Source organism: Nocardia sp. MDA0666, from assembly GCF_003023875.1.
Taxonomy (GTDB): domain Bacteria; phylum Actinomycetota; class Actinomycetes; order Mycobacteriales; family Mycobacteriaceae; genus Nocardia; species Nocardia aobensis.
Window position 1 is genome coordinate 204,190 of record NZ_PYHT01000003.1, and the last position, 16,377, is coordinate 220,566.

17 protein-coding genes are annotated in these 16,377 nt (G+C 66.2%); 14 read left to right on the top strand and 3 right to left on the bottom strand.

Annotation, left to right across the window (positions count from 1 at the left end):
* Nucleotides 1–13: 13 nt before the first annotated feature.
* Nucleotides 14–826, top strand: a complete 813-nt coding sequence (locus C8258_RS07285) for an alpha/beta fold hydrolase (RefSeq protein ID WP_106954498.1) — start codon at nucleotides 14–16, stop codon at nucleotides 824–826.
* Between the two features lie 42 nt (nucleotides 827–868).
* On the opposite strand, the gene C8258_RS07290 is transcribed toward C8258_RS07285, so the two are convergent.
* Nucleotides 869–1,288: a VOC family protein gene (locus C8258_RS07290; protein ID WP_106954499.1), complete on the bottom strand. Its 420-nt coding sequence runs from the start codon at nucleotides 1,286–1,288 to the stop codon at nucleotides 869–871.
* A gap of 161 nt (nucleotides 1,289–1,449) precedes the next feature.
* Here C8258_RS07290 and C8258_RS07295 point away from each other — a divergent pair, with 161 nt between their 5' ends.
* Complete coding sequence (locus tag C8258_RS07295) at nucleotides 1,450–2,043, top strand: AAA family ATPase (RefSeq protein ID WP_106954500.1); 594 nt, start codon at nucleotides 1,450–1,452, stop codon at nucleotides 2,041–2,043.
* Here the strand turns inward: C8258_RS07295 and C8258_RS07300 are convergent.
* Together C8258_RS07300 and C8258_RS07305 are read right to left on the bottom strand one after the other, a co-directional pair.
* Nucleotides 2,001–3,098, bottom strand: coding sequence for an acyl-CoA dehydrogenase family protein (locus C8258_RS07300; RefSeq protein ID WP_106954501.1), 1,098 nt, complete (start codon nucleotides 3,096–3,098; stop codon nucleotides 2,001–2,003). The genes C8258_RS07295 and C8258_RS07300 overlap by 43 nt on opposite strands.
* Nucleotides 3,099–3,148: 50 nt before the next feature.
* Nucleotides 3,149–4,342 (bottom strand): acyl-CoA dehydrogenase family protein, encoded by a 1,194-nt coding sequence (locus C8258_RS07305; protein WP_106954502.1) that lies wholly within the window; start codon nucleotides 4,340–4,342, stop codon nucleotides 3,149–3,151.
* A gap of 222 nt (nucleotides 4,343–4,564) precedes the next feature.
* On the opposite strand from C8258_RS07305, the gene C8258_RS07310 reads away from it, so the two are divergent.
* The 12 genes from C8258_RS07310 (at nucleotide 4,565) to C8258_RS07365 (ending at nucleotide 16,175) form a co-directional block, all read left to right on the top strand.
* Nucleotides 4,565–4,753 carry a ferredoxin gene (locus tag C8258_RS07310; RefSeq protein ID WP_030518642.1) on the top strand — a complete coding sequence of 63 codons (189 nt, stop codon included), beginning with the start codon at nucleotides 4,565–4,567 and terminating at the stop codon, nucleotides 4,751–4,753.
* A 44-nt stretch (nucleotides 4,754–4,797) separates the two neighbouring features.
* Nucleotides 4,798–5,715, top strand: coding sequence for a 3-oxoacyl-ACP reductase (locus C8258_RS07315; protein WP_106954503.1), 918 nt, complete (start codon nucleotides 4,798–4,800; stop codon nucleotides 5,713–5,715).
* 279 nt (nucleotides 5,716–5,994) lie between these two features.
* Nucleotides 5,995–6,759, top strand: a complete 765-nt coding sequence (locus tag C8258_RS07320; protein ID WP_030518640.1) for an ABC transporter permease — start codon at nucleotides 5,995–5,997, stop codon at nucleotides 6,757–6,759.
* A 4-nt stretch (nucleotides 6,760–6,763) separates the two neighbouring features.
* Nucleotides 6,764–7,615, top strand: coding sequence for an ABC transporter permease (locus C8258_RS07325; RefSeq protein WP_036497709.1), 852 nt, complete (start codon nucleotides 6,764–6,766; stop codon nucleotides 7,613–7,615).
* Between the two features lie 5 nt (nucleotides 7,616–7,620).
* Nucleotides 7,621–8,838 (top strand): MCE family protein, encoded by a 1,218-nt coding sequence (locus C8258_RS07330; RefSeq protein WP_106954504.1) that lies wholly within the window; start codon nucleotides 7,621–7,623, stop codon nucleotides 8,836–8,838.
* Nucleotides 8,835–9,866 carry an MCE family protein gene (locus C8258_RS07335; protein ID WP_106954505.1) on the top strand — a complete coding sequence of 344 codons (1,032 nt, stop codon included), beginning with the start codon at nucleotides 8,835–8,837 and terminating at the stop codon, nucleotides 9,864–9,866. Before C8258_RS07330 ends, C8258_RS07335 begins: the two co-directional genes overlap by 4 nt.
* Entirely contained in the window at nucleotides 9,863–10,924 is a 1,062-nt protein-coding gene (locus tag C8258_RS07340) for an MCE family protein (RefSeq protein WP_036497716.1), read from the top strand. Before C8258_RS07335 ends, C8258_RS07340 begins: the two co-directional genes overlap by 4 nt.
* A complete protein-coding gene (locus C8258_RS07345; RefSeq protein ID WP_106954506.1) occupies nucleotides 10,921–12,186 on the top strand; it encodes an MCE family protein in 1,266 nt (421 codons plus the stop codon). The genes C8258_RS07340 and C8258_RS07345 overlap by 4 nt, the downstream gene beginning before the upstream one ends.
* Nucleotides 12,183–13,427 (top strand): MCE family protein, encoded by a 1,245-nt coding sequence (locus C8258_RS07350; protein WP_106954507.1) that lies wholly within the window; start codon nucleotides 12,183–12,185, stop codon nucleotides 13,425–13,427. Before C8258_RS07345 ends, C8258_RS07350 begins: the two co-directional genes overlap by 4 nt.
* On the top strand, nucleotides 13,424–14,848 hold the full coding sequence (locus C8258_RS07355) for an MCE family protein (protein WP_106954508.1): 1,425 nt from the start codon (nucleotides 13,424–13,426) through the stop codon (nucleotides 14,846–14,848). Before C8258_RS07350 ends, C8258_RS07355 begins: the two co-directional genes overlap by 4 nt.
* Nucleotides 14,845–15,690, top strand: coding sequence for a hypothetical protein (locus C8258_RS07360; RefSeq protein ID WP_106954509.1), 846 nt, complete (start codon nucleotides 14,845–14,847; stop codon nucleotides 15,688–15,690). Before C8258_RS07355 ends, C8258_RS07360 begins: the two co-directional genes overlap by 4 nt.
* Nucleotides 15,687–16,175: a h domain protein gene (locus C8258_RS07365; protein ID WP_106954510.1), complete on the top strand. Its 489-nt coding sequence runs from the start codon at nucleotides 15,687–15,689 to the stop codon at nucleotides 16,173–16,175. The genes C8258_RS07360 and C8258_RS07365 overlap by 4 nt, the downstream gene beginning before the upstream one ends.
* Nucleotides 16,176–16,377 lie beyond the last annotated feature (202 nt).

Consider the following 16,377-nt stretch of genomic DNA (forward strand, 5'->3'; position numbering starts at 1 on the left):
ACAAGGATATTCGATGACATTCGCAACAGCCCGCATCCATGGGGGAACCGCCGAGGTCGCCTACGAGGTGACCGGAACGGGTCCGGCGGTCGTGCTGGTCCACGGCACGGCGGCCGCCCGCGACCAGTGGACACCGCTGACCGCGGAAATCGCCGACCGCTATACCGTTGTGGCACTGGACTATTCGGGCTCCGGCGACACCGTCGACCACGGCGGCGCGCTCACCGTCGCCGATCTGGCCGCCGAGGTGCGCGCCGTCGCCGACCATGCCGGACTGGCCCGATTCCACCTGGTCGGGCATTCGCTGGGCGCGGTGGTGGCCGCGCACGTCGCGGCGACCGTACCCGACCGGGTGCGCTCCCTGCTGATGCATGCGGGCTGGGCGCGCACCGACGCGCGGATGGACGCCGAATTCCGCTACTGGATCGAGGTGCTGCGCGCCGATGCCGCCTACGGCACCAGCCTGTTCGCGCATATGCTGCCGCTGATGGCATTCGGCCCGCGCTACTGGGAGCGGACGAGTGCGGAACAGAACGCGGCCCTGATCGAACAGCTCGCGAAGGTGATCGCGCGCGGCGCCGCACGGCAGACCGAGGTGGACCGCACCGTGGATCTCACCGATCTGCTCGGCAGCATCGCCGCGCCGACGCTGATCCTCGCCAGTGCGCACGACCGGGTCGTTCCGGCGGCGCAGCAACAGCACCTGCTCGCCGCGATACCCGACGCCCGCTATGCCGAGATCGATGCCGGCCACGGGGCACCGGGCGAGGACCCGGCCGGTTTCCACGCCAAGATCATCAGCTTCCTGGACGCGCAGACGGCATGAACGCCCGGGTGAGCGGCCGGCCGGTCGCTCACCCGGCGCGGGTCAGTTGCCGCCGGGATAATCCATCCAGAAGGCCTCCCAGTGGTGACCGTCGGGATCGACGAAGGCGCGGCTGAACATACCCACCGCCTCCTCCTGGGCGCGTTTGTCCTCGCTGATCTCCTCGGTGGCGCCCGCGCCCACCGCGGCGCCGATCAGCGACTCGACCTCCGCCCTGCTGCCCAGTGACAGCGCGTAGATCGAACCGGTGGCGGCCCGGGTGTCGGCGATCGGGCGGTTGGTGAAGGTGTCGAAGTACTGCCGGACCAGCAGCATCAGACAGATGTTGTCGTCGACCACCACGCAGGCGGCGTTCTCGTCGGTGAAGTCCGGATTCACCTTCCAGCCCAGCGCCTCGTAGAACGATGTGGACCGCTCCAGATTCTCGACGGGGAGATTGATGAAGATCATCTTGCTGGGCATGTCCGGTCCTCTCGCGGCATCAATACGTGTCGTCAGTAGAGACGCCGTGGGCGCGCCGAACTCATCGGGCGAATGGGCGGACCGGCCCCGACCCGCTTCGATGCTGCACCGAGGGGCGAAAATCCCTCGCGATCGAGTGCCCTGCGCGATACCGTCCGGCCATGTCGAGTGCCGTCTATCTCATCACCGGTATCCAAGCGGCCGGAAAATCGACGGTCGCGCAGGCCCTCGCCGAACGACTGCCCCGCTCCGCCCACGTCCACGGTGACGTATTCCGTCGCTTCGTGGTCGGTGGCCGCGCCGAGATGTCGGGCGAACCGAGCGAAGAAGCCCTGCGCCAGTTGCGATTACGGCACCGTCTGGCGGCCGCGACGGCCGACGACTACGCCGCCGCGGGATTCACGGCGGTGGTCCAGGACGTCGTCCTGGGCGAATCGCTGCCGTGGATGGTCGAGCAGATCCGCACCGACCCGGTGTACGTGGTCGTGCTGGCCCCGCGTCCGGACGTGGTGGCCCGGCGCGAGGCCGGACGAGACAAGAAGGCCTACGGGGTCTTCACCGTCGACCAGCTCGACACCGTCCTGCATGCGGAAACGCCTCGCATCGGATTATGGCTGGATACAACGGATCTCACGGTCGAGGAGACCGTCGGAGAAATACTCGCCCGGGCCGAACCGGTGGAGCGGCGGTTCGGCCCGGGCGAGCGCCTGCGTCAGTGGGCCTCGGCCAGGAGGGTGCCCAGAGCGCGCAGGTGATCGGTGGCGCCGCCGAGCGCGAACTCGTTGTGTTTGGCGGCGGTGAAGTAGCACTGAACGATGTGGTCGCGGTCGATGCCGACGCCACCGTGCACGTGCACGGCGGTGTGGGCGATGCGGTGACCGGCCTCGGCGGCCCAGAATTTGGCGGTGTGGATCTCCGCCTCCGCCGGCAGTCCCTCGTCGACCCGCCACGCGGCCTGGGTGACCGCCAGCCGCAGCCCCTGCAGGTCGATGTAGCCGTCGGCCAGCCGCTGCGCGACCGCCTGGAAGCTGCCGATCTTGCGATTGAACTGCTCACGCTCGCGGCCGTATTCGGCGACGAGTTCGACCGCGCGTTCCAGGGTTCCGAGCTGTTGTGCGGCCAGGCCGAGCCAGCCGTGGTTCAGCAGCCACGCGAGGATTTCGGCGCCGTCGTCCACGGTGCCGATCAATTCGGCGGGGGTGGAATCGAATTCGACCTCGGCCTGCGGGCTGCGGTCGACCACCTGCTGCGGCGTGACGCGCGCGTCCGCCGGGTCGACCAGGAATACCGCAGCCTTGCCGGAAACCGTGGCGGGCACCAGGATTCGCGCGGACTGTGCGGCGAAGGGGACAACCGTCTTGGCGCCGACCAGCTTCCAGCCGCCGTCCTCGGTCGCGGTCGTGGTGGGCTTCGCCGGCTCCCAGTTGCGTTCCTCCGACAGTGCCACGGTCAGAATCGTCTCGCCCGCACCGGCTTTCGCCGCCAGCTCGCGCTGCGCCTCGTCACCCCAGCGGGCCAGCGCACCGGCGCCGAGGACGACCGACCACAGATAGGGCACGGGGGCGGCGGATTTGCCGATCTCCCGCAGAATCGCGGTCTGCTCCAGCGCGCCGAGTCCGCTGCCGCCCACCGATTCCGGCAGCGCGGCCGCGAGCACGCCGGTCTCGGCCAGCGACCGCCAGAGTTGGTCGTCGAAGCGGACCTCGGCCTTGTCCAGTTCCCGCAGCCGGTCGGCGGTGACCAGTTTGGCGCAGACCTCGCCGGTCAGGCGCGCGAGATCCTGCTGCCCCTCGGTAAGTGTGAAATCCATCGTTGTTCCTAGTTCTTCGGCGTTTCCGACGTTTCCGACCGGTCCGCGGCTCAGCGGGCGGCAGCGGGCTGTTTGAGGGCGGTCATCGCGATGATGTCGCGCTGCACCTCGTTCGTGCCGCCGCCGAAGGTCAGGATCAGGCAGGCGCGATGCATCCGCTCGAGCCGTCCGCGCAGCTGCGCGCCCGGGGAGTCCTGCCGCAGATATGCCTGCGGTCCGAGGATCTCCATCAGCAGTCGGTAGGCCTCGGTGGCCAATTCGGTGCCGAGCACCTTGCAGGTGGAGGCATCCCACGGCCGGGGCGCGGCGTCGCCGCCCGCATCGGCGCCGGAGGCGATCTCCCAGTTCAGCAGTTTGAGGAATTCCACCTGGGCGTGGACCCGCGCCAGATTCAGCCGCACCCACTCGCTGTCGATCACCCGCGCGCCGCTGGAATCCTTGGTGTCGCGCGCCCATTCGGTGGTCTGCGCGACCGCCAGCGCCAGCGGCGCCGCCGAGGTCAGCGCCACCCGCTCGTGGTTGAGCTGATTGGTGACCAGCGCCCAGCCGCCGTTCTCGGGGCCGACCATCGCCGAATGCGGCACCCGCACGTCCTGGTAGTAGGTGGCGCTGGTGTCGGGCCCGGCCATCGTGTGCACGGGCGTCCAGGAGAAGCCCTCGGCCGAGGTCGGCACGATGAACATGCTGATGCCCTTGTGCTTCTTGGCGGTCGGGTCGGTGCGGGCGGCCAGCCAGATGTAGTCGGCGTACTGGACGAGGCTGGTCCACATCTTCTGGCCGTTGATCACCCAGTCGTCACCGTCACGGACCGCGGTGGTGCGCAGCGACGCCAGGTCGGTGCCCGCGCCGGGCTCGGAATAACCGATGGAGAAGTGCAATTCGCCCGCGGAGATCTTGGGCAGGAAGAACTTCTTCTGCTCCTCGGTGCCGTAGTGCATGATCGTCGGCGCCACCGAGTTGATGGTCAGGAACGGCACCGGCGCACCCGCGACGGCCGCCTCGTCGGTGAAGATCAGCTGATCCATCGTCGAGCGATCCTGGCCGCCGTACTCCTTGGGCCAGCCGAGCGTGAGCCAGCCGTCGTGGCCCATCTGCTGCACGACCTCGCGGTAGACGTTGCCGTGCCCGTACTCACCGGTCTGCGACGACAAGGCCTCGCGGCGCTCCGGAGTGATCAGCTTGGCGAAATATTCGCGGAGCTCGGCGCGCAGCTGCTCCTGTTGCTCGGTATAAGCAATCCGCATGGCGGTTACCTCGTACTCGGTGATGTGATGGCGGATGTGACGACATCGCCCCTGTGACGATCGGTCCGGCGACGGTCTGCGCTGGGCCGATCTGCCCTGACGTCGATCATTGCATATCTACTGAAACATGTTCCAGTATGGAAACCGAATCCGGCCGCTTCGGCCGCAGCGGCCCGGCCGGGCTTGTAGGCTCGGCACTACCTGGTGGTGAAGGAGTTATCAATGAAGGTCAGTGTGGATTTCGACCAGTGCGAGGCCAATGGAATCTGTGTCGGAATCGCCCCCGACGTCTTCGAACTCGACGATGAGGACCAGCTGCACATCCTCACCGCCGACGTGCCCGAGGACCGGCTCTCCGACGTCGAGACCGCTGTCGCGCAATGCCCGAAGGCTGCCCTGCGGTTGCAGTGAAATGGATGCTTGCCGATAACTGGAACACGTTCTAGAGTCACGGCGTGAGTGAATCGTCGAATCAGTCGGGGACGGATCTGTCCGGCAAGGTAGCGATCGTGACCGGAGCCGGCGCGGGCCTCGGCCGGGCCGAAGCGCTGGCGCTGGCAGGGGCCGGCGCCTCGGTGGTGGTCAACGATCTGGCCGAGAGCGATGCGGTGGCCGCCACCCTCGCCGATATTCGCGCCCTCGGCGCGAAAGCGGAATTCGTGGGTGGCAGTGTGGCCGAGCGCGCCACCGCCGACGCCCTGATTCGTACCGCGGACGAGACCTTCGGCGGTGTGGACATCGTCGTCAACAATGCGGGAATCGTCCGCGACCGCATGCTTTTCAATCTCTCCGACGAGGACTGGGACGCGGTCCTCGCGGTCCATCTGCGCGGCCATTTCCTGTTGTCGCGTAATGCGGCCGCCTACTGGCGCGGTAAATCGAAGGAATCCGGTGCTCCAATTTACGGGCGCCTGATCAACACATCTTCGGAAGCCGGTTTGCTGGGTCCGGAAGGGCAGCCGAATTACGCGGCCGCGAAAGCCGGAATCACCGCGCTGACGCTGTCCGCCTCGCGCGGTTTGTCGCGATACGGCGTGCGCGCCAACGCCATCTGCCCGCGGGCCCGGACCGCCATGACGGAATCGGTCTTCTCCGCCGCTCCCGAAGGGGATGTGGACCCGCTGGCGCCCGAGCATGTCGCCCGGCTGGTCGCCTACCTGGCCTCCCCGGGCGCCGACGCGATCAACGGTCAGGTGTTCGTCGTGTACGGCCCGATGGTCGCGCTGATGGCCGCACCCGAAGTCGAGGCTCGCTTCGACGCCGCCGGCGCGGAATGGAGTGCGGACGCGCTGGCCGACACACTCGGCACCTACTTCGCCGAGCGCCCCGCCGGGCGTACGTTTTCTGCGAGTTCGCTGCACGATCTCGGCTGATTATCAGGTGCAGGTCGTCCGACCAACTCCGGTTGATCGGCGGTCTCGCACTTGGTAGACATGGGGGTCGATGGTTGTGGGGTGCCTCACAAAGGCGTTCTGTACACCGTATGAACCTGTTCTAGCTTCGGAGCTGAAGCTCAGATGAAAAGAGCAGGTCAAAAATGTCAAAATCTCTTCCGATTCGATGAGAACGTGTTCTAATCTTCGGAGCGGAAGAGGTGTGGAGGCTCGCTGGCGCAACGTTGCGCGCACGGGTCGGCAAGGAGGAATCGCGGAATGAACGAGGTTCTTGCCGTGCCGTTGCGTGCGGTCGGCGGGTTCTTCGAACTCGTGGCCGCTGTGGCGCGGGCCTTGATACGTCCGCCATTTCAGCGACGGGAATTCGTCGACCAGTCGTGGTTCGTCGCACGGGTGTCGATCATCCCGACCATCCTGGTCGCGATCCCGTTCACGGTTCTGGTGAGCTTTACGCTGAATATTCTGTTGCGCGAAATCGGCGCGGCCGATCTCTCCGGCGCGGGCGCCGCATTCGGAACGGTCACCCAGGTCGGTCCGATCGTGACGGTGCTGATCGTCGCCGGCGCCGGCGCCACCGCGATCTGCGCCGACCTGGGTGCTCGCACGATCCGGGAAGAAATCGACGCCATGAAGGTGCTCGGCATCGACCCGATCCATCGCCTGGTGGTGCCTCGCGTACTCGCCTCGATGTTCGTCGCGGCGCTGCTCAACGGCCTGGTCTCGACGATCGGCATCGCCGGCGGCTTCCTGTTCTCGGTACTCCTGCAGGGAGTCAACCCCGGCGCCTTCGTCAACGGGCTCACCCTGCTCACCCATACGCCGGAGCTCGTGATCTCCGAGGTCAAGGCCGCGCTGTTCGGTCTGATCGCCGGACTGATGGCCTGCTACCTCGGCCTCAACGTCAAGGGCGGTCCCAAGAGTGTGGGTGACGCGGTCAACCAGACGGTGGTTTTCTCCTTCATGGCTCTGTTCGTGGTGAACGTCGTGGTCACCGCCGTCGGCATCAAGTTCACGGTGCGGTGATCCGATGGCGTTCGTAATCCAGTCCCGCTTCCCCCGTACTGTTCGACGCGTGCGGCGGGTTTCGAGTTCGATGGACGGAATCGGGCATCACGCCCAGTTCTACGGCAGGTCGTTGGCCTCGGTACCGAAGGCATTCACGCACTATCGCACCGAAACCATTCGCCTGATCGCCGAAATCAGCATGGGCACAGGCGCTTTGGCGGTAATCGGCGGCACGGTGGTGATCGTCGGCTTCCTCACCCTGTTCACCGGCGGCACCATCGCGGTGCAGGGCTACAGCTCGCTGGGCAATATCGGTGTCGAGGCGCTGACCGGATTCTTCGCCGCATTCCTCAATGTGCGGATCGCGGCACCGGTGATCTCGGGCATCGGATTGGCGGCGACCATCGGCGCCGGCGCGACGGCCCAGCTGGGCGCCATGCGGGTGGCCGAGGAGATCGACGCCCTGGAATCCATGGCGATCCGGCCGATGCCCTTCCTGGTCGGCACCCGCGTGCTGGCGGGCATGATCGCGATCGTTCCGCTCTACGCGCTGGCGGTCATCGCGTCGTTCGTCGCGAGCCGCTTCGCCACGGTCGTCATCTACGGCCAGTCGGCCGGTGTGTACGACCATTACTTCTCCACATTCCTGATTCCCAGTGACATCCTGTGGTCGTTCGTGCAGGCGATCCTCATGGCCTTGGCGGTCATGATGATTCACACCTACTACGGCTACAACGCGACCGGTGGACCGGTCGGTGTCGGAATCGCGGTCGGAAACGCGGTGCGCGCCTCGCTCGTGGCAGTGGTGTCGGTGACCCTGCTGATGTCGCTGGCGATCTACGGCACCTCCGGCAACTTCCATCTCTCCGGGTAGGCGGTATGGCGGCAAATAAACTCGTCGAAAAGGAAGGCGCCGGCAAGTTTTTCGGCGCCGGATGGGGTGTCAAGCTTTCGGGGGTGGCGCTGATTCTGTTTCTGGCCGCGATCGTCGCTGTCGCTCTGACGATGTTCGTGGGCGGATTCACCACTTCGAAACCGGTCTATCTCAACGCCCCGCGCGCGGGGCTGGTGATGGACAAGGACGCGAAGGTCAAGATCCGCGGTGTGCAGATCGGCCACGTCTCCGATATCGCGTACACCGGCGACCAGGCTCGGCTGACCCTGGCGATGGACCCCGATCAACTGAAGATGGTGCCGGCGAACTCGACCGTCGATATTCGGTCGACCACCGTCTTCGGCGCCAAATACGTGAACTTCGTCGAGCCGGAGGTCCCCTCCGCACAGCATCTGCAGGCCGGCGCCACGTTGACCGCGCAGTCGGTGACCGTCGAATTCAATACGCTGTTCCAGCATTTGACCGAGGTACTCGGCAAGATCGCGCCGGAGAAACTGAATGCGACGCTGACCGCGCTCGGCACCGCATTGCAGGGCCGCGGCGACAAACTCGGTCAACTGCTGGTCGACAGTGACGAATATCTGCGCGATATCAATCCGAGCCTGCCGGATCTGCAGCGCGATCTGCAGACGTCGGTGGGAGTCACCAACCTGTACGCCGACACCGCGCCGAACCTGTTGCGCACGACCGACAACGCGGCCGTGACGAGTAAGACCCTCGTCGACCACAAGGACAGCCTCGACGCCGTGCTGCTGAATCTGATCGGCCTGGCCGACACCACGGGCGCGGTGCTGAAGGAGAACGAGAACGGCCTGTCGACGGCCCTGGATGTGCTGCGGCCGACGGCCGAATTGCTCAACGAATACAACCCGGCGCTGTACTGCCTCGTCGAAGGTGTCGCGGGCGCGATTCCGCGAGCCAACGAGATCTTCGGCGGAACCGGACCGTGGGTGACGTTGAACGCCAGCTTCATGCCGGGCGGCACGCCCTATTCCTATCCGAAGGATCTGCCGAAGGTGAATGCGACCGGTGGCCCGCACTGCGAGGGCATCCTCGACCGCCAACCCGGTAGCCACTCGAACTACCTGGTCACCGATACCAGCGAGGGACGGGTGTACACACCGGAACTGTCCACCCATCTGAACGGGCCCCGGGTCTTCCAGTTGCTGTTCGCGGGTCTGCCGGGGGTGGGTAATCCGTGAGGCTCAAACCACACGCCACCACCGTCAAACTCGGGATCTTCACACTCGTGATGGTGCTGGTACTGGCCCTGCTGGTCGTCATCTTCTCGCAGATGCGCTTCGCGCGGGAGAACGGCTACCACGCGGTGTTCACCAGTTCCTCGGGCATGCTGCCCGGATCCAAGGTGCGCATCGCGGGTGTGCCGGTCGGCTCGGTGAAGAGTGTCAAGGTCGGCAAGGACCATCTGGCCCATGTCGATTTCGACGTCGACCGGCAGTACAAGCTCTATGTCAGCACCCAGGCCGCCGTGCGCTACGAGAACCTCGTGGGTGACCGGTATCTGGAGTTGATGGACGCCCCGGGCACCGCGCAGGTGCTGCACTCCGGCGGCACCATCGGCCTGGACAAGACCAAGCCGGCACTGGACCTGGACATGCTGCTGGGTGGTTTCAAACCGCTGCTGCGCGGCCTGGACCCGCAGCAGGTCAACTCCCTGACCGAGGCGCTGCTGCAGGTCTTCCAGGGACAGGGCGGCACCCTGGTCGCACTGCTGAACAGTTCCGGCTCGTTCGCCAAGACCCTGGGCGACCGCGACGCCCTCATCGGCAGCGTGATCGAGAATCTGAAGACGGTGCTGGCCACCATCGACGATCACAACAAGGATTTCGACACCACGCTGACCGAATTGCAGCGTCTGGTGAGTGGCCTGGCCGCGGACCGGGACCCGATCGGCGCGGCATTGCCGCGACTGGCCGGCGCCACCGGCGATCTCACCGATCTGCTGAAGCAGGCGCGCCCGGACCTCAAGGCGACCTTCGACCAGCTGGGCCGTGTCGCCGACAATCTCGATCAGAAGTCCGACGATGTCGAGTGGGTCCTGCAGAACCTGCCCTCGACCTACAAGGAGCTGGTGCGGCTCGGTTCGTACGGCTCGTTCCTGAACATGTACGTGTGCGGAACGAATTTCCTCGTGGACGGCCCGGACGGTAAGCCGATGCATGTGAATCTGCCCGGTCTGCAGACGACCGGAAGGTGTTCGACGAAGTGAACCAGACCTCCCCGCTCATCAAACACGGCGTCGTCGGCGTCGTGCTGGCGGTCGCGATCGCGTTGTCCGCCTTGCAGTTCGACCGGCTTCCCTTCATTCGCAGCGGCGCCGAATTCACCGCGTACTTCGCCGATGCCGGCGGTCTGGTGACCGGTGACCAGGTGCAGGTCGCCGGTGTCCGATCCGGGCAGGTCGAGGACGTCAGCCTCGACGGTCCCAAGGTGAAGGTCCGGTTCAGCCTCGACGAATCCATCGTCCTGGGGAAGAAGACGACCGCCGCGATCAAGACCAACACCGTGCTCGGGCGCAAATCCCTGGAGGTCGATCCGCAGGGGTCCGGTGCGCTGCGCAGCGATCAGCCGATTCCGTTGGACCGCACCACTTCTCCGTATTCGCTCAACGACGCCCTGGGCGATCTGAGCAATACCGTGAAGGGGCTGGACACCGACCAGGTCAACAAGACGCTCGACGCTCTGTCGGACACCTTCGCCGACACACCCGCGCCGCTACGGTCCGCCCTGGACGGCATCACGCAGCTCTCCCGCAGTCTGAACGCCCGCGACAAGGCGCTGACCGAACTGCTCTCGCACGCGCAGAACGTCACCAAGGTGCTCTCGGATCGGTCGAACCAGATCAACGCCCTGCTGCTGGACGGCAACAACCTGCTCGGTGAGCTGGACGCCCGGCGCACCGCGCTGAGTCAGCTGATCGTCTACGTCAACGGACTGGCGCAGCAGCTGACCGGTTTCGTCAACGACAACGAGCAGAGCCTGAAACCGACACTGGACAAGCTGAATTCGGTGCTCCAGCTGCTCGAGCGGAACAAGGACAACCTGACCAAGGCCCTGGACGCCCTCGGCCCGTTCGAGGCGGCGCTCGGTGAACAGGTCGGCAGCGGCCCGTACTTCCAGGCCTACGTCTCCAACGCCACGAGTATGACGTTGCAGCCGCTGGTGGACGCGCTGGTCTGGCCGCAGCATGTGCCCGAATCGTTCTGGAAGTACCTGACCACCCCGCCGCCCTCGATCGGGCCCGCGATCCAGGAGCCGCCGCGATGAACGCGATTCGCACGATCACGAAGGTGCCGAAATGGGTCCGCGTCGTGGCCGCCGCCCTGGTGGTGGCGCTGGCGGGCTGGATCGTCTACGGCGCGGTGACCAATATCGGCAAGACCCACATCACCGCCTATTTCCCGTCCACCACCGGGCTGTACGCCGGTGACGACGTGCGGGTGCTGGGCGTCAAGGTCGGCCGGATCGATGCGATCGAGCCGGGCCGGGACAAGACGAAGGTGACGATGACGGTCGACCGCGGCGTCGACATCCCGGCGGACGCCAAGGCCGTCACGGTCTCGCCGAACCTGGTCTCGGCCCGCTTCGTGCAATTGGCGCCGGTGTACACCGGTGGCCCGAAGATGCACGACGACGGCGTGATTCCGATCGAGCACACCGCCGTGCCGGTGGAATGGGACGACATCAAGGCCGAGCTGACGAAGCTGTCGAAGGCCCTGGGGCCGATCGGTGAGGATCAGCAGGGCTCGTTCGGACGGTTCGTCAACACCGCCTCCGACAATCTCGCGAACGGCAACGCCCAGGCGCTGCGCGACACGCTCCACGAGTTGTCGAGCACGCTGAATACGTTGTCCGACGGTCGCACCGATCTGTTCGGCACGGTCCGCAACCTGCAGCAGTTCGTCGACGTGCTGTCCAAGAGCAACGATCAGATCGTGCAGTTCGGCGGCCGGCTGGCCTCGGTGTCCTCGGTGCTGTCGGGCGTCTCCGACGATCTCGGCGCCGGACTGGACAATCTCGATTCGGCGGTGGCCGACGTCAAGCGCTTCCTGGACGAACGCGGTGGCCAGCTCACCGAGAGTGTGCAGAACCTGGCGCAGGTGACCCAGATCCTGGCCGACAAGCGTCCGCAGCTCGAGCAGGTCCTGCATTCGGGCCCGGTCGCGCTGTCGAACTTCTATCAGATCTACAAGCCCGCGCAGGGCACGCTGACCGGCGCCGTGGTGCTGCCGAACTTCCGCAATCCGTTCGCGTTCCTGTGTGGCGCCGTCGAGGCGCTCGAGGACAACGGTTCGCAGCGGACCGCGGACCTGTGCAAGCAACAGGTGGCACCGGTGATCAGCTCGCTGATGATGAATTACCCACCGCTGCTGGTGAATCCGGCGTCCGGGCAGCAGGCCTTCCCGAACCAGCTGACCTTCTCGCCGCCGAGTCTGGCCGATCGCGTCGAATATCCGGCGCCCGGCGAGGCTCCGGCCGAGGTGCCGAGCGGTCTGGCCGGCCTCGCGATTCCGGGAGGAGGACGATGATGCGACGCGGACGAATGCGACTCGCCGGCGCCGCCGTCGGTCTGGTGATCCTGTTGGGCGCCACCGGATGTGAGTGGGACGGCCTGAACACCCTGCCGATGCCCGGCGCGGCCGGAACGGGGGAGGGCGCCTGGCAGATCAAGATCCAGATGCCGAATGTCACCACGCTGACCCGTAATTCGCCGGTGCAGGTGGACGACGTCACGGTCGGCACGGTGAAGAACATCCAGCTCGAGGATTGGCACGCACTGGTCACGGTGAGCCTCGAGAAGGGTGTGCACCTGCCGGCCAACACCGTGGCCGCGATCGGGCAGACCAGCCTGCTCGGCAGTAACCACGTCGAACTGTCGGCACCGAAAGACGTTGCGCCGGAAGGTCAATTGAAGCCGGGCGATGTGATTCCGCTGTCGCGTGCGAGTGTCTATCCCACCACCGAGCAGACGTTGTCCTCGTTGTCGGTGGTGCTCAACGGTGGCGGAATCTCGCAGCTCGAGACCATCACCCACGAGCTGAACAAGACCTTCTCCGGACGGTCCGATGCCATCCGCGACCTGCTGCCGCAGCTGGCACAGCTGACCAGCACCCTGGACGCCCAGACCAAGGACATCATCGACGCGATGAGTGGGCTGGACCGCTTCGCCGGGCAGCTGAACAACCAGAAGGAACAGGTGACCCGGGCCGTCACGCAGCTGCATCCGGCCCTCACCGTCCTGGCCGACCGCCGCGAGAACATCACCAAAACCATTACCGCACTGGGTGATCTGAGTGATGTGGTGAGCCGGGTGATCGCCGAGAGCGGTGACAACCTGAAGGCGGATCTGGCCAATCTCCACCCGGCCCTGGAATCGCTGGCCAACACCGGAACGAAATTGGCCGACTCCCTGCAGATTCTGCTCACCTTCCCGTTCCCCATGCGGAACCTGAACAAGGCGCTCAAGGGCGACTACCTCAACCTGCTGATGACCGTCGACCTCACCGGCGCGCGGCTGGATTCGAACTTCCTCACCGGTACGCCGCTGGGCGGACGTTTCGGCGGGGTCGAGGGCGCACTCGGCACGATCGCACCCGATACCGCGATGGGCAAGGGCGACCCGGTCACCGGGCCGATGCAGCAGCCGCCGCCCGCACCGAACACGGCCGCGCCGACGCCGAGCATTCCCGGCCTGCCGCCGATTCCGAACCTGCCCGCCATACCCGGGCTGACGGTGCCCGCGCCGCAACAAGGGGGTGCGGGTCGATGAAACTCAGCAAATTCGTCCGGATCCAGCTGGTGATCTTCTCGATCCTGACCGTGATCGGCCTGGTCGTGATGGCCGGCGTCTACGTCCACCTGCCGGCCATGTTCGGCATCGGCCGCTACGGCGTGACCGTGCAACTCGAGGCCACCGGCGGGCTGTACCCGACCGCGAACGTCGCCTATCGCGGCACCAACGTCGGCAAGGTCGGGGATGTGAAGCTCACCCCGGAGGGGGTCGACGCCAAACTGTCGATCAGCAGCAACTTCAAGATTCCGAGCGATGTCGATGCCTACGTCAAGAGCGTGTCGGCGATCGGCGAACAGTACGTGGATCTGGTTCCGGCCGAGAATCCGCACGGCGGGAATCTGCACGACGGTTCGGTGATTCCGGTGCAGCGCACCAAACTTCCGCAGGACGTCGGCGATATGCTCGACCAGGCCGACCGGCTGCTCAGCAGTGTCGCCGACACCAAACTGCGCCAGGTCATCGACGATGCCTTCACCGCGTTCAACGGCGCCGGTCCGGATCTGCAGAAATTCATCGACTCCGCCTCGCTGCTGGTGCAGGAGGCGAAGAAGAACACGAACGAGACGAAGGACCTGCTCGACAAGATCGGTCCGCTGCTCGACACCCAGAACCAGTCCGATGCCGCGATCCGTTCGTGGACGAAGGATCTGGCGACCGTCACCGACCAGTTGCGACAGCACGACCCCTCGCTGGGACAGCTGCTCGACCGCACGCCCGCGGCCGCGCAGAAGGTGTCGCAGACCTTCCAGGACCTGCAACCGACGCTGCCGCTGCTGCTGTCGAACCTGACCAGCGTCGGTCAGGTCGGGGTGACCTATCACGCCGGTGTCGAACAGATTCTGGTGATCTACCCACAGCTGGTGGCGGCACTGCTGACCTCCATCCGCGGGCCCACACAGTACGGCGCCATGGTCGACTTCATGCTCGGGCTCAACGACCCGCCGGGGTGCACCACCGGCTTCCTGCCGCAGGATCAGCGCCGCTCACCGGCCCTGAAGGACACTCCGGACACGCCGCCGAACCTCTACTGCAAGGTGGCGCAGAACGCGAAGGAAGCGGTCCGCGGTATCCGCAACACGCCGTGCGCGGACGTGCCGGGTAAGCGGGCCCCGAGTCCGGAGCTCTGCCACGACCCGCAGGGTTATGTGCCCGAGGGCGACAACCCGCCGTTCGGCGATCCGCATCCGGTCACCCCGTCCGGTGAGCCAGCGGCCAACCCGGGCGACGCTCCCGCCGCACAGACCCAGCCGGCGGCGGCCCTGCGCACCTACGACCTGAAGAACCACACCTTCACCGGACCCGACGGCCGGACCTACCGACAGGGGGATGTGGGCCCCGACGGATCGGGCACTGTACCGTCCAGTTGGCAGGCGATGCTCGAGGAGCAACAGAAATGAGCGAATCGAATTCCACACCCACCGGTCGCGTCCGGCGGCGCGCCAGCAGGCAGGCAGGGGCGCCGACCGATGCGGTCGCGGTCGAGCGGGCCGAAAGCGCGCCGGCCGGCGACACGGTGAAGCTGGGCACTGCGGGTTCGAGCCCGGCCGCCGATTCGACGGTGAAGTCGGCCGGTGCCGACGAGACGGTGAAACTGTCGACCGCATCGCCGGCGAGCGGGGCAGTCTCCGATTCCACCGGCAAGCTCTCGACCGCAGCCGATGACGACAAGACCGTGCGGCTCACCGATTCCCCGGAGGAGGCGGCAGCGGCGGACGCATCCGCCGACACCTCCGAGCCGGCGAAGCGCTCCCTCGGCCCGCTGGGCTGGGCGGCCGCGGTGGTGGCCGTGCTGTCGTTGACCCTGCTGGTCGGCTCGGGCGGCTTCTTCGCCTACCACCAGCATCAGGTCAGCACCCAGGCCGACCAGCGCACGGAATATATCCAGACCGCCAAGCAGGCCATCCTCAATCTGACCAATATCAAGGACGACACCGCGAAGCAGGACATCGACCGGGTGCTCTCGGTCGCCTCGGGGCAGCTCAAGCAGGAATACTCCGAGCGCAAGGACGCCTACGCGCAGGTCGTGCAGCAGGCCAAGGTGAAGGCCAGCGGCGAGATCATCGAGACCGCGGTCGAGAGCCAGGACGACCACACCGCGAAGGTGCTGGTCGCGGCCAAGCAGACCCTGACCAACGCCGGTGCCAAGGATCCGCAGGAGCGCTACTACCGCTTCCGGGTCACGGTCGACCGCGCCGACAACGGTGGTATCACCGCCTCGCAAGTGGAGTTCGTGGCATGAGTGGCAAATTGCGTCCCGTCCTGTTCATCAGCGCGGCGGTGCTGTTCGTGGCCGCGGTCGCGATGGCCTCGGTCACCGGCTACAAGTACTGGTCCGACAAGCAGATCGAGCAGGCCCGCACCGACTCCGTCCCCGCGGCCCGGCATGCGGTGGAGTCGGTGTTCACCTACGACTTCAAGACCGTCGACGCCGAACTGCCGAAATCGGCGGACAACCTCACCCCGTCGTTCCGCAAGGACTATCTGAAGCTGATTCAGCAGGCGATCGCGCCTGGCGCCAAGGAGAAGCAGCTCACCGTGCAGGCGAACGCCACGGCCGCCGGTGTGGTGTCCGCGGACCGCTCGCACGCGGTCGTGCTGCTGTACCTCAATCAGGTGACCACCAGCAAGGATTCCCCGCAGGGGACGGTGACGCCGAGCCGGGTCCGCGTCGCGCTGGACAAGGACGGCGGCCACTGGCTGGTCGACGCCATCACCCCGATCTGATCCGGCTTTAAGCGAATTACGTTATCCCCGTTAAGAGTTCGTCCCTACCGTCGACGGCACAGCGATTCCGAGGCGGGATCGGTGGTCGATACCGGCTCCGGTCGCGGCGCAGATCTCCCGCCGGTGAAGCGCGCCTGTGCCGCTCGGTTACGACCGTGCGGCGATCCGGCGGGTGCGGCGGAATCCGGGGTGGCGGTGTGCG

What these genes read in the sequence shown, in the direction of transcription:
- C8258_RS07355 (WP_106954508.1), top strand. Translation starts at nt 13,424, where the DNA reads ATGAAACTCAGCAAATTCGTCCGGATCCAGCTGGTGATCTTCTCGATC.
- C8258_RS07325 (WP_036497709.1), top strand. Translation starts at nt 6,764, where the DNA reads ATGGCGTTCGTAATCCAGTCCCGCTTCCCCCGTACTGTTCGACGCGTG.
- C8258_RS07320 (WP_030518640.1), top strand. Translation starts at nt 5,995, where the DNA reads ATGAACGAGGTTCTTGCCGTGCCGTTGCGTGCGGTCGGCGGGTTCTTC.
- C8258_RS07330 (WP_106954504.1), top strand. Translation starts at nt 7,621, where the DNA reads ATGGCGGCAAATAAACTCGTCGAAAAGGAAGGCGCCGGCAAGTTTTTC.
- C8258_RS07345 (WP_106954506.1), top strand. Translation starts at nt 10,921, where the DNA reads ATGAACGCGATTCGCACGATCACGAAGGTGCCGAAATGGGTCCGCGTC.
- C8258_RS07285 (WP_106954498.1), top strand. Translation starts at nt 14, where the DNA reads ATGACATTCGCAACAGCCCGCATCCATGGGGGAACCGCCGAGGTCGCC.
- C8258_RS07305 (WP_106954502.1), bottom strand. Translation starts at nt 4,342, where the DNA reads ATGCGGATTGCTTATACCGAGCAACAGGAGCAGCTGCGCGCCGAGCTC.
- C8258_RS07350 (WP_106954507.1), top strand. Translation starts at nt 12,183, where the DNA reads ATGATGCGACGCGGACGAATGCGACTCGCCGGCGCCGCCGTCGGTCTG.
- C8258_RS07360 (WP_106954509.1), top strand. Translation starts at nt 14,845, where the DNA reads ATGAGCGAATCGAATTCCACACCCACCGGTCGCGTCCGGCGGCGCGCC.
- C8258_RS07365 (WP_106954510.1), top strand. Translation starts at nt 15,687, where the DNA reads ATGAGTGGCAAATTGCGTCCCGTCCTGTTCATCAGCGCGGCGGTGCTG.
- C8258_RS07295 (WP_106954500.1), top strand. Translation starts at nt 1,450, where the DNA reads ATGTCGAGTGCCGTCTATCTCATCACCGGTATCCAAGCGGCCGGAAAA.
- C8258_RS07310 (WP_030518642.1), top strand. Translation starts at nt 4,565, where the DNA reads ATGAAGGTCAGTGTGGATTTCGACCAGTGCGAGGCCAATGGAATCTGT.
- C8258_RS07290 (WP_106954499.1), bottom strand. Translation starts at nt 1,288, where the DNA reads ATGCCCAGCAAGATGATCTTCATCAATCTCCCCGTCGAGAATCTGGAG.
- C8258_RS07300 (WP_106954501.1), bottom strand. Translation starts at nt 3,098, where the DNA reads ATGGATTTCACACTTACCGAGGGGCAGCAGGATCTCGCGCGCCTGACC.